Source organism: Clostridium sp. CAG:43, assembly GCF_000434655.1.
Taxonomy (GTDB): domain Bacteria; phylum Bacillota; class Clostridia; order Lachnospirales; family Lachnospiraceae; genus Otoolea; species Otoolea fessa.
The window spans coordinates 1-12,222 of the sequence record NZ_FR895054.1 but is presented as its reverse complement, the minus strand read 5'-3'; the positions used below and the strand labels follow the sequence as shown (position 1 = coordinate 12,222).

The following is a 12,222-nucleotide window of genomic DNA, read 5'->3' as shown; positions in this document are numbered from 1 at the left end:
GGAAGAGCTGCGCGAACGGTTTCAGGATAATGGGATTGCACATATTCTGGCAGTCAGCGGGCTTCATGTCTCTTTGATTGGCATGAGCGTTTACAGCGTACTGCGTTTTTGGGGGATATCGTATGGATGGGCGGGACTGGGGGCTTCAGCGCTTCTTACCTTTTATGGTTTAGTAACCGGATTTGGAGCATCGGTATTCCGGGCGGTATTTATGGTAGAGGTGTCCTGTCTGGCGGCATATCTGGGGCGGAGTTACGATCTGCTGAGTGCGCTGTCGCTGTCTTTGATTTTACAGGCGTGGCAGTCGCCGTATCTGCTCTTTTCGGCGGGATTGCAGCTTTCCTATGGCGCGGTTGCCGCGATTGGGCTGGAGACGGAGGAGCTGCGGAAAGTGGAAAAAAAGAGAAAAGAGCGGGAAGAGGAGGAACAAGAGAAAGAAAAAAAGAAAGGATATGAAACACTCATGCTCAGCTTGGCAATTCAGCTTTATACGATGCCGATTCAGCTGTATCACTATTTTACATTTCCGATGTTGGGAATTTTTTTGAACCTGATCGTGATTCCGCTTCTCACGTATGCAGCCGGAAGCGGTCTGCTGGCGCTTGGAATTTACAGTATAGCGTTTGTGGGAGGAAAAATGGGGGGAATGGGCAGAGGCAGCATTGCGGGAGTGCTTTCGGCTTTTGGAGGTGCAGCATCAGGAATATCAGAAATACCAGAAATATTCAGAATAGCGGCAAGTGCATGTACGGGTCCGGGGCATTATATTTTTCAGTTGTATGAATGGCTTTGCATCCAGGTGGAACGCGTGCCGTTTCATTCCATCGTGGCAGGACGCCCGGAAATGTGGAAAATAGGGGTGTTTTATGTGGCGCTGGGGATTCGATATGTGTGGAGTGTGGGAGAAGCAAGAGATAATTTGGAGAGAAAAGGGATTGTTCTGTTTCCAAAAGAATGGAATGCACCGGGAAAAAATAGTGTATTTATTGCTGTGGCGGTAGTCTTTTTAGTGGTTCAGCCTGTTCATGGCTTTCAGAGCTGGTTTCTCGATGTAGGACAGGGCGACGGCGTCTTTCTGCGGACGCGGGATGAGGCAATTCTTTCGGACTGTGGCAGCAGCCAGGATAAAAAAATCGGGAAAAATGTGCTGGGACCATTTTTGAAAAGTCAGGGAATCCGCACGCTGGACTGGATTCTGGTCAGCCATGCGGATGCGGATCACACGAACGGGATCGAGTGGCTTTTGAAGGAGGAGGCAGATATCCGGGTGCGGAATCTGGCACTTCCGGCGGCAGGAAAAGGGCAGGAGGCATATAAAAAACTGGAAACTCTTGCCAGAAAACGGGGTGCGGAAGTCTATTATCTGCATCGGGGAGAAACGGTGCGGGCGAAAAGCCTGGCGCTTCGGTGCCTGTACCCGGAGGCGGGGGAAAAGCCAGTCGAGGAGCGAAATAGTCATTCACTGGTGTTTGATGTCACGTATGGAAAGTTTCGTATGCTTCTGACAGGAGATATTGGAGTGGAGGACGAAAGGAAGATTCTGGCGGTGGAAGAGGACAAAAAGAGGGAAAAAGTGACACTGTTAAAAGCCGCACACCATGGTTCGAACGGTTCCTCCTCAGAGGAGTTTTTGGAGTGCTTTTCCCCAGCTTTCACGGTGCTCTCTTATGGAGAGGGAAATACTTACGGGCATCCGGCACCGGAGGCGGTGGAACGTCTGGAACAGACGGGAACGGAGATTTGGAGAACGGCGGATTCAGGGGCAGTGAATGTGTGGACGGACGGGAAACGTATGTATATCAAGGGATATAAGAAACAAGATTATGGAAAGAAAAGAGATAAAAAACAGATAAAAAACTAATTGTTAACCATATAAAAATAATAGGTTGACAATTGAAAAAGGCTATGTTATGCTTGCAATCAGTTCTGCATCTGTTTCGACTACCCGGGATCTGGGACGGCCGCTGCTGTTTTAGATAGTTGGAACAGGGGTTGCGGAGAGAAATTTATGTACATGTGCGAGAATAGAATGGCTTCAGATGCCTGAAATCATTCAGATACCCAAGGAGGAAAAAGGTTTGAAACACATGAAGACAAAGGATTTAGTTTTGTGCGCGATGTTTGTCGCATTGATTGCAGTGGGAGCATTTATCAAGATACCGGTTCCGGTGGTTCCGTTTACATTGCAGTTTTTATTTACGATGCTGGCAGGTCTGCTTTTAGGCCCGGTCAACGGGGCGCTGGCGGTTGTGGTTTATATCGTATTAGGTTTAATTGGACTTCCGATTTTCACTCAGGGCGGCGGACCAGGATATATTTTCCAGCCGAGTTTTGGATATATCATCGGATTTGCGGTTGCGGCGTATGTGAATGGTAAGATTGCCAATGCCAAGACGCATCCGAGTTACCGGCGCCTGCTGGGAGCTAATTTTCTGGGACTTTTTATTGTCTATGCATTTGGAATGATTTATTACTACGTGATCAGCAATTTCTATCTGAATTCGCCGATCGGCGTAGGAGCGCTGTTTTTATATTGCTTTGTTCTGGCAGTTCCGGGCGATATCGTGCTCTGCATTGTGGCTGCCATCATAGGAAAACGGATGATTCCGCTGATTCAGGGAGGGAAACTTGGATAAAAGATGAGCAAGGGGATTTTTATAACAGGTACGGGAACGGATATTGGAAAAACGTATGTGACAGGATTGATTGTGAAAAAACTGCGGGAGAGCGGCGCGGATGCGGCGTATTATAAAGCGGCAATGAGCGGCAATGAGCGGCGTGCGGATGGAAGCCTGATTCCAGGAGATGCCTTGCAGGTAAAAACAATGTCGGGAATCGGGCAGCCGCTTGAGGAAATGTGTCCGTATGTGTACGAGACGGCGGTATCGCCGCATCTGGCATCCCGTCTGGAGGGCAACCCGGTCCAGATGGAACGGGTGCTGGAAGATTTTCACAAAGTCTGTGAAAAATATGAGTATGTGACGATGGAAGGAAGCGGCGGAATTCTCTGTCCACTCTGCATAGACGAGGCGGATATCCGTCTTCCAGAAGTAGTAAAAGCGTGCGGGCTTGGCTGCCTGCTGATTGCAGATGCGGGGCTTGGGACGATCAATGGCGTGGGGCTTACTGCCTATTATCTGAAACAACAGGGAATTGCCCTGAAAGGAATTATTTTCAACCATTATGAGACGGGGAATCTGCTTCATGAGGATAACCGGAAAATGTGTGAATATTACACTGGCATTCCGGTTGTTGCCTGTGTGGCGGATGGGGATACGGAGCTTTCCATGGATGCGGAGACGCTGAAAGGGCTGTATGCGTAAGACAGAAGATAAAGGAGAAGAAAAATGATCTGGTATCCATATGAACAGTTAAAAACAATGAAAGCACCTTATGAGATCGTGGATGCGAATGGGGTATATCTTTACACGAAGGATCAGAAGCTGATTGATTCGGTTTCGTCCTGGTGGAGTGTGATTCATGGATATAAACATCCGGTAATCAATCAGGCAATTATTTCACAGGTAGAAAAATTTTCTCATGTGATGCTGGGCGGACTGACGCATGAGCCGGCGCGCAGGCTTTCAGAAAAACTGGCATCCTGGCTGCCGGGCGATCTGGACTATTGCTTTTTTTCGGATTCCGGCAGCGTGGCGGTTGAGGTAGCGCTGAAAATGGCGCTGCAGTATTATATGAACCGCGGCGATGAGAAGCGAACAATGATTCTGGCGTTGGAACACGCGTACCACGGCGATACCTTTAAGACGATGGAGGCAGGCGATGATGAGGACTACCATTTTGTGCTGAAAGCGTATGGTGCAAGCCCGTATGTGGTTCACATTCCGACTGAGATCCCGGCGCTGGAGAAAGCATTTGAACAGTATCATGACAAGTTGAACTGCGTGCTGGTGGAACCGCTTTTACAGGGTGCTGGCGGAATGCGGATGTACGACATTTCATTTTTGGAGAAGGCAAGGGAACTCTGTGATAAGTACGGCGTGCTGCTGGTTTTTGATGAGGTGGCAACCGGATTTGGCAGAACCGGAAACCGCTTTGTGGCAGATCGGGTGCTTCCGGATATTCTGGTCCTCGGAAAGGCATTGACCGGCGGTTACATTGGTCACGCGGCGACTGTGGCAAATAAAAAGGTATTTGATGGATTTTTCGATGATAACCCGGAACATGCGCTGATGCACGGACCGACCTTTATGGGAAATGCCCTCGCGTGCAGCGCGGCGCTTGCCTCGATTGAGCTGTTTGAGACGCAGAACTATATGGAAAAGATTCAGAAGATCGAAGCTATCACCCGTCGGGAGATGGAAGGATTTACCGATCCGAGAATCAGGGAGGTCCGCATGATGGGCGGATGTGTCTGTGTCGAGGTATATGATCCGGCAGTCCTGAAAGGGTATCAGGAATATGCGTACAAACGCGGCGTGTTCAGCCGTCCGTTCTTAAATTATCTGTACGCGATGGTTCCGTATATTATCAAGGAAGAAGAGCTGGTGCAGGTGCTTCAGTGCATGAAAGACTGGTTTGCGCGGGGATAGGTAACGAAGGAACATCTATCTTAGAATAAAAAATAATTTAAGTATTTCTTTCTGAATGAATTTCATTTATGATAGAAGATATGGAGTATTGTTTTAAGAAACGATACATGGATTGTGCTGCCTGCGATTGTGAATGGATAGGACAGAAGCAATCAAAATTCTAGTATAAAACTTACATTCGGGGAGAAACCAATATGAAAGAACAAATGAAGAAAATAGCGCTGCTATCGCTGTCATTGATACTGACATCGGCGTATTCTGTTTCGATCGTGCTGCCATCGCTGCTGCAGCATTTCAGTGAATATACAACCGCACAGGTGGAGATATTGATCTCTGCACCGTCGTTTGCGATCACTGTCATGATCGTGCTGAATGCATGGCTGTCGCGTTATATGAAAGACCGTCCAATGATTGTGGGCGGTCTGCTTCTTTTATCGGTCAGCGGCATGGTACCGGTGTTTGTACAGGAATATCCGGTGGTGCTCGCATCCAGGATTTTCCTGGGGATCGGGATTGGACTCATTAATGCGAAAGCAATCAGCATTTTCAGTGAATATTATGAAGGCAGGGAAAAAGCGGCGCTGCTCGGATACCGCGGATCGGCGGAGGTGCTGGGAAGCGCGGTTATGACGCTGGTTGCTGGAAAATTGGTGTTGATCCGGTGGAATCTGGCATTTTGGGTGTACGCGCTCGGATTTGTGATTGTACTTCTGTATCTTGTATGGGTTCCGGGAAGTATGGAGACGGGACAGAGTGCGGGCTCACAGAGTGCAGGGGCAGAGAAAGAAAGTCTGGAAGCGGAGGCAGATGGAAAAAGAGAATGTTGGAAAAAAGAAGTCCTGACCATTGCTTATGCAGTGTTTGCGGGGTTTGTCATCTGCATCTACTGTTCCAATTCCCTGCGTGTTCCGATGTTGATTTTAGAGAAGAAACTTGGAACGGAGTCGGAAGCCAGCATCATTCTCACGCTCATGATGCTGATGGGAATAGCTGCCGGTGTTTATTTTGGAAAACTGACGATGTGGTGGAAGGAAAAATTACCGGGGGTTGGATGCCTGCTGCTTGGAGCGGGGATGCTTCTGACCGCATATGCGGGCAGTCTGCCGCTGATAGGAATTGGCATCAGTATCGTTGGATTTTTCTATACCGTTTTGGTTACCTATTCCTTCCATCAGATTTCCGAGCAGATTCCGCAGTCTTCTATCAATACAGCCACATCAATCGTGCTGGTTGGCTGCAATCTGGGAGCGGCGTGTTCGCCGTTTGTGCTGAAATGGATGGGAAGATTCAGTGAGGGCGTGAGCGTGCCGTTTGTGGGGTATGCGGGGATGATGGGAGTATTAGGAATAGTTCTGATAGTAGTCACGGGAAGAAAGAAATAATACAGTAAACAAATAATAGGAATGACGGCAAAATCTGCATCCGGAACTGTATCGTACGGAATTTTCAGTTTAGAAAATTCAGAAAATTCCTACCTGTGAACAGTTCTCTGAAATCGAACGTTTGTACTGATTTGTTTTGCTTTTATGTATACATTCATGGGTAGATTTGGTATAATAGAAATACTTAATGGGATTTTTGTGAATTATATCAAATCAGGAGAAAGCAATGGATCATTTTGAGTTGGTATCAGAATACAGCCCGACCGGCGACCAGCCGCAGGCGATTGAAAAGCTGGTGGAGGGCTTCAAGGAAGGAAATCAGTTCCAGACATTACTGGGTGTAACGGGCTCTGGCAAGACGTTTACGATGGCAAATGTGATTCAGAAGCTGAATAAGCCGACGTTAATTATTGCACATAATAAGACGCTGGCAGCCCAGCTTTATTCGGAAATGAAGGAATTTTTTCCCAATAATGCGGTGGAATACTTTGTCTCCTACTATGACTACTACCAACCGGAGGCTTACGTCCCGTCCACGGACACATATATCGAGAAGGATTCCTCCATCAACGACGAGATCGATAAGCTGCGGCATTCAGCGACGGCGGCGCTGTCGGAGCGGCAGGATGTGATTATTGTGGCATCGGTTTCCTGTATCTATGGTCTGGGAAGCCCGATCGATTATAAAAACATGGTTATTTCCCTGCGCCCGGGTATGGAGAAGGACCGCGACGAGGTCATTCACAAGCTGATCGACATTCAGTACAGCCGGAATGACATGGATTTCAAGCGAGGTTCGTTCCGGGTGCGCGGCGATGTGCTGGAGGTATACCCGGCGTATTCGGGCGGCGATGCGTACCGGATTGAGTTCTTCGGGGATGAGGTAGACCGGATCACAGAGATTGACACGCTGACGGGCGAGATCAAGGCGCAGCTGGGACATATCGCGATTTTCCCGGCATCGCATTATGTCATCCCGAAAGAGCGGATGGAGATTGCGGCAAACAATATTTTAGAGGAAATGAAGGAGCAGGTCGCTTACTTTAAGAGTGAGGATAAGCTTCTGGAGGCACAGAGAATCGCGGAGCGGACGAATTTTGATGTGGAAATGATGCGGGAAACAGGCTTCTGTTCCGGTATCGAGAATTATTCGCGCCATCTGATTGGTTCGAAACCGGGAGAACCGCCGTGTACGCTGATGGATTATTTCCCGGATGAATTTCTGGTGATTGTGGACGAGTCGCACATCACGCTGCCGCAGGTGCGCGGGATGTACGCGGGCGACCAGTCGCGCAAGAAAACGCTGGTGGAATATGGCTTCCGCCTGCCGTCGGCGCTGGATAACCGACCGTTAAATTTTGAAGAATTTGAGAGCAAACTGGATCAGATTCTCTGCGTTTCAGCAACACCGGGCGAGTATGAGGCGGATCATGAGCTTCTGCGGGCAGAGCAGGTGATCCGTCCAACGGGACTTCTTGATCCGCCGATTGAGGTGAGACCGGTCGAGGGACAGATCGACGATCTGATTTCGGAGGTCAACCGGGAGGTGGATCGAGGGTTTAAGGTGCTTGCTACGACGCTGACAAAGCGGATGGCAGAAGACCTGACCGACTATATGCGCGATGCGGGAATCCGCGTCAAATATCTGCATTCGGATATTGACACGTTGGAACGCGCCCAGATTATCCGGGATATGCGTCTGAATGTCTTCGATGTGCTGGTCGGCATCAACCTGCTTCGTGAGGGTCTGGATATCCCGGAGATTGCGCTGGTGGCGATTCTGGATGCGGATAAAGAGGGATTCCTGCGTTCGGAAACGTCCCTGATTCAGACGATCGGCCGAGCAGCGCGAAATTCCGAGGGGCATGTTATCATGTATGCAGATTCGATCACGGATTCGATGCGGGCGGCGATCGAGGAGACGGAGCGAAGACGCGCGATTCAGCAGGCGTACAATGAGGAACATCACATTACGCCGACGACGATCAAGAAAGCTGTCCGGGATCTGATCACGATCTCGCAGGCAGCCGAACCGGTTACGAATAAGGTAACGAAGGATCTGGAATCGATGGATCGCCAGGAATTAGAAAAACTCGTAAAGGAACTGACGAAGAAGATGAATCAGGCGGCAGCCGAGCTGAATTTCGAGGAAGCGGTCGTGTTGCGTGACCGTATGGTAGAGGTCAAGAAAATGTTGCTGGATTTGGAAAATTCGTAACTGTGAAGGTACTGAACAGTTACGAAAATTCATAAATCAGAGGGTGGTTGGTATGGAATATGGCGCGCTGATGGAGATGGCGGTCCGGGCGGGAGAGATCATGCTGGCGAGCGGAGCGGAGGTCTACCGTGTGGAGGACACGATTCACCGTATTTTAAAGCATTCAGGGATTGCACGGGCAGATGTGTTTGTCGTGACGACGGGGATCGTGGCGACGATTGCGGATGCATCACTTCCGCCGCTTACCTTGGTAAAAAGGGTGGAAAACCGGGCAACGAATTTGAACCGCATCTATCAGGTAAACAATGTTTCAAGGGAATTTTGCAGCGGAAAATTGTCCGTCAGGGAGGCGCAGGAACGACTGGATCGGATTGCTAATACGACATTATACGGATTCTGGAAGAAATGCATTGGCTATGCGGCAACGACGGGATTTTTTGCGGTGATGTTTGGAGGCGGTCCGGGCGAATGCCTGGTGGCGGCTGTTGTGGGAGTCGTTCTTGCGTTTGTCCTGCGGGCGGCGTCCAAACTTATGCTGAATGATTTCTGTCAAAATGCACTTGGCTCGTTTGCACTGGCGGTTGCGGCGTATCTGCTGCGCCGTGGGGCATTTCTGGGAATGAGCCTGGATGTAGTGATTATCAGCGCAATCATGCCGCTGGTGCCTGGAGTCACATTTACGGCGGCAATCCGCGATACGCTGAATGGAGATTACAGTTCGGGAGTCGCGCGGATGGCGGAGGCAGTCGTGGTGGCGCTGGCGGTTGCGTCGGGCGTCGGTCTGGCGATCGTGGCAGTCCGGCTGGCGGGAGGATCGGTATGACAGAGATGATAAGAGAATTGATGATCCAGAGCGTGGGGGCATTTCTGGCGATTTTTGGTTTTTCCCTGCTGGTCGATATGCCGCGGAAATATCTGGTTTATGCGGGCATTACCGGAGGTGCCGGATGGCTGGCGTACCTGGTATCAATGCAGGTGGGAACCTCGCAGGTGGCAGCGGCATTTTTTTCCAGTCTGGCAGCGGCTCTGCTGAGCCAGGTATTTGCACGCGTGTTGAAAGCGCCCGTCACGATCTTTCTGGTGGCAGGAATCCTGCCGACGGTGCCGGGCGCATCGATCTACCGGAGCGTCTATTTTCTGATACAGGGACAGACAAAATGGTACAATTTTTATCTGATCCAGACGATCCAGATAGCGGGGGCGATGGCGGTTGCCATCTTTATTGTGGATTCACTGTTCCGTCTGCTCCGGAATAAAACGTCGTAGTGGAACTGGGCGGCAGGTAGAGACAGCCCTGAATCCTGCTAAAATAATAAATATGATCTGACAGGCGGTCTTCAGCGGGCACATCCGACTGATTGATCGCCTGAACCATTTCATTGAGTTCTTCCGGCGGAAGGGAGACGCTGCTGGGAGTGAGAAGCACTTCATGGATGCTGGACGGAAGGATAATCAGATCTTCGCCCAGGCTTTCGGCAAACTCTTTTAAGACGCGGGGATAGAGCATGCAGGCAGCGCCGTTGATGCCGCGTGAATTTGTCAGAACGTAGAGAGCGACCGATGGAAGAGCTTCCGTTTCAACGATGTCCTCCATTTCGAGCTGATTGAGGGTGGATTCGATGGAGCTGATGTGGTACGGCAGCATGCGAGGCGTATTTTCTTCCGCCAGTATGCCGAGCTCTTCCAGAGAAATATCCCACAGGGCAAGATGGTCGCTGTGTACCAGGGTCGTCATCTGCCCCTCCTCATTGTCAGTGAGGATCAGATAGAAAACGATCGCCAGATCGAGATACGGAATATGTGGGACGTGGGAGAGAAGCACCTTATTTTTAGCGGCGTGGATCAATTTGTAGGCAATCCGGCCGCGTACGGCATCAAAATCACGCAGTTCCTCGCAGATATCCTCCGAAAATCCTGGATTTGTCTCATACACCATCAGGATTTGATCGGTAATAATGGAGAGCGGCATCCCTTCCTCCGCTTCATTATAGTAGGCGTTCAGATAGACAGTCGGTGATAACCGTGAGCCGGGTTTCGTAAAGCTCAGCCCGTCGAGCATCAGTCCATTATTTTTCAGAACACGCCGCAGGGAGACATTGGCTTTTTTGTTGAGGCGCGTCTGCACCATCGACTGGATTGTTTTCAAAAAAGTTTCATAGACCATAGAGTACCTCCTGAAATAAAATTGCAGATAGGGGATGTCCGCTTGCTCATATAGGTTATGAATTTCAGCAAGATGAGAAACAGTTTCCCCGTGTGAATAAGTTTTAAGGAATCAAATCAAGAAGCAGTCATGAAGTTTGAGATGTGAAGAAAGATTGCTTAGTGATTAAAAAATAAATAAAAAGTTCAGAGTTTTAGCGTTTACCTTTTGAGTGCGTAAGTATGAAAATGGTCATGGAAATCATCGAAAAAACTGAACATGAGAATCGCAGGAACCAGTAAGATGTGAAAAAATTGCCTGCATATAAAGAAGCAGGTGCCAAAATGCACCAATATCATGATTATACTGGAAAATGGGAAGATTGGCAAGAAAAATAACAGGGAAAAAGTGAAGTTCTGGTTGCGGATTTGTTGCTGTTCACGCATACGTTCCCAGTAACAGTTTGCATGACGTTGATAATGTGTGAACGATGGTAAATAAAGAGATAAGATGGCACGATTACGAGATGAAAACTAATAGCTGGCATTCGTAGCAAAAATAAAACTGAAAAATAACAAGAAAATACAAAATTAGTATTGACAAAATGCGACATATGTATTAGAATAAAATCATCAAAAGAAACAAGAAATAAAACAAAAAAAGAAGGGAGCTGATTCCACCGAAAACATAAAACTGGTTCAATTTTTTAATAAAAAAATTGAACAAAGGAAAACCAAAATCAACAAATAAAAATCAGTCAATCATCTATCATACATATTTAGAAACAGGATTCGGTTTAGTGATATGACGAGAAAGTATCATTAAAAAGAAGCGTTTTTTAAAAGAGAGATAGATAAGTGAAAAAAGAAAAAAATAAGATTGAACGATTCAGAAATTGTTGAAAAAGGAATCAAAATTGAATAAAGAAAAAGTTCAAAGAAAGAGGTATCATCCAATGGACGAGATAGTTTAAAGGGTATCGATAAAATGTCAATTTATCGATACCCTTTTTGTACAATAGGAAATTCATTGGAATCCCCCATTACACAAAAAGGCACTAACGTGTCAATGCACGTTCTTTTTCACCTCATAGAAAAGTATCTCAAATTCCCTGCAACTCAAACGGCGGCGTGTATTCTTCTTTCGCGCTGCTTTTTTCCTGCATAAAGCCCTGCGTGAGCCCCAGCTCAATCGCGGCATCGACGACTTTCTGGTATTCGTAGCTTGTGATGCGGCGGTTGATTTCCGGATATTTGCTGCTCTGGTAGAAGGGGGTGTACTGGCTCATAAGGCTTACCAGAAAATGCCCCTCCGGGAGGTTGTCGTGAATCCAGTGGAGCAGGCGGATGGAATCGTCTTTGTGTTTCGGAAGAACCATATGCCGCAGGATCACGCCGCGCTTCATGAGCTGGCAGGTCTGACCATTTTCGGAGAAATCTTCCAATACCAGCGGGCCGGTGTGCTCGATCATCCGTTTGACTGCTGCGGAGGCAACCGGAAAATAGTCCGGGGCGGCGGAATAGCGGGCGGACAGTTCGGAAGAGTAATATTTTAAATCCGGCAGCCAGATATCGATATAGGGAGCCAGCGCATCAACCGCCTCCAGCGTCTCATAACCGCCGCAGTTGTAGACGATCGGGATGGAAAGCTGCGGTTTGACCCGTTTTAAGACGGGCAGTAGCGACGGAAGGTACTGTGTCGGTGTCACTAGATTGATATTATGCGCGCCCTGTGCCTGCAGTTCCAGAAAAATTTCCTCCAGGCGCGTTCCGGAAATATCTTTTCCAAAGCCTTCGCTGCTGATCTGGTAGTTCTGGCAGAAACAGCAGCGCAGCGTGCAGCCGGAAAAAAAGATGGTACCGCTTCCGTGCAGACCGCTGATACACGGTTCCTCCCACGGATGAAGCGCCGCGCGTGCCGCCCGGATAC

Annotated in this window: 10 protein-coding genes; 8 read left to right on the top strand and 2 right to left on the bottom strand. The window is 48.6% G+C overall.

Features of this window, described 5'->3' with window-relative positions:
• The 8 genes from QVO97_RS04425 to QVO97_RS04390 all read left to right on the top strand — a co-directional run.
• A partial coding sequence (locus QVO97_RS04425; protein WP_288188909.1) for a ComEC/Rec2 family competence protein occupies positions 1-1,861 on the top strand: 1,861 nt, incomplete at its 5' end.
• 226 nt (positions 1,862-2,087) lie between these two features.
• The gene (locus tag QVO97_RS04420) at positions 2,088-2,636 is read left to right on the top strand and encodes a biotin transporter BioY (RefSeq protein ID WP_288188913.1); all 549 of its coding nucleotides are present in this window, start codon (positions 2,088-2,090) and stop codon (positions 2,634-2,636) included.
• A gap of 3 nt (positions 2,637-2,639) precedes the next feature.
• The gene (bioD, locus tag QVO97_RS04415) at positions 2,640-3,323 is read left to right on the top strand and encodes a dethiobiotin synthase (protein ID WP_022359180.1); all 684 of its coding nucleotides are present in this window, start codon (positions 2,640-2,642) and stop codon (positions 3,321-3,323) included.
• Between the two features lie 24 nt (positions 3,324-3,347).
• On the top strand, positions 3,348-4,550 hold the full coding sequence (bioA, locus tag QVO97_RS04410) for an adenosylmethionine--8-amino-7-oxononanoate transaminase (protein WP_022359179.1): 1,203 nt from the start codon (positions 3,348-3,350) through the stop codon (positions 4,548-4,550).
• Between the two features lie 194 nt (positions 4,551-4,744).
• The gene (locus QVO97_RS04405; RefSeq protein ID WP_022359178.1) at positions 4,745-5,932 is read left to right on the top strand and encodes an MFS transporter; all 1,188 of its coding nucleotides are present in this window, start codon (positions 4,745-4,747) and stop codon (positions 5,930-5,932) included.
• A 226-nt stretch (positions 5,933-6,158) separates the two neighbouring features.
• On the top strand, positions 6,159-8,150 hold the full coding sequence (gene uvrB / locus QVO97_RS04400) for an excinuclease ABC subunit UvrB (RefSeq protein ID WP_022359177.1): 1,992 nt from the start codon (positions 6,159-6,161) through the stop codon (positions 8,148-8,150).
• A gap of 52 nt (positions 8,151-8,202) precedes the next feature.
• Complete coding sequence (locus QVO97_RS04395) at positions 8,203-8,973, top strand: threonine/serine exporter family protein (protein WP_022359176.1); 771 nt, start codon at positions 8,203-8,205, stop codon at positions 8,971-8,973.
• Positions 8,970-9,416 carry a threonine/serine exporter family protein gene (locus QVO97_RS04390; protein ID WP_022359175.1) on the top strand — a complete coding sequence of 149 codons (447 nt, stop codon included), beginning with the start codon at positions 8,970-8,972 and terminating at the stop codon, positions 9,414-9,416. The genes QVO97_RS04395 and QVO97_RS04390 overlap by 4 nt, the downstream gene beginning before the upstream one ends.
• On the opposite strand, the gene QVO97_RS04385 is transcribed toward QVO97_RS04390, so the two are convergent.
• Together QVO97_RS04385 and QVO97_RS04380 are read right to left on the bottom strand one after the other, a co-directional pair.
• Positions 9,370-10,314, bottom strand: a complete 945-nt coding sequence (locus QVO97_RS04385) for a DUF5688 family protein (RefSeq protein ID WP_022359174.1) — start codon at positions 10,312-10,314, stop codon at positions 9,370-9,372. The genes QVO97_RS04390 and QVO97_RS04385 overlap by 47 nt on opposite strands.
• 1,081 nt (positions 10,315-11,395) lie before the next feature.
• Positions 11,396-12,222, bottom strand: an 827-nt coding sequence (locus tag QVO97_RS04380) for a radical SAM protein (RefSeq protein WP_369678381.1), incomplete at its 5' end; no start/stop codon positions are given.

Coding starts and splice junctions, on each gene's coding strand:
- QVO97_RS04420 (WP_288188913.1), top strand. CDS start 2,088: ATGAAGACAAAGGATTTAGTTTTGTGCGCGATGTTTGTCGCATTGATT.
- bioD (WP_022359180.1), top strand. CDS start 2,640: ATGAGCAAGGGGATTTTTATAACAGGTACGGGAACGGATATTGGAAAA.
- bioA (WP_022359179.1), top strand. CDS start 3,348: ATGATCTGGTATCCATATGAACAGTTAAAAACAATGAAAGCACCTTAT.
- QVO97_RS04405 (WP_022359178.1), top strand. CDS start 4,745: ATGAAAGAACAAATGAAGAAAATAGCGCTGCTATCGCTGTCATTGATA.
- uvrB (WP_022359177.1), top strand. CDS start 6,159: ATGGATCATTTTGAGTTGGTATCAGAATACAGCCCGACCGGCGACCAG.
- QVO97_RS04395 (WP_022359176.1), top strand. CDS start 8,203: ATGGAATATGGCGCGCTGATGGAGATGGCGGTCCGGGCGGGAGAGATC.
- QVO97_RS04390 (WP_022359175.1), top strand. CDS start 8,970: ATGACAGAGATGATAAGAGAATTGATGATCCAGAGCGTGGGGGCATTT.
- QVO97_RS04385 (WP_022359174.1), bottom strand. CDS start 10,314: ATGGTCTATGAAACTTTTTTGAAAACAATCCAGTCGATGGTGCAGACG.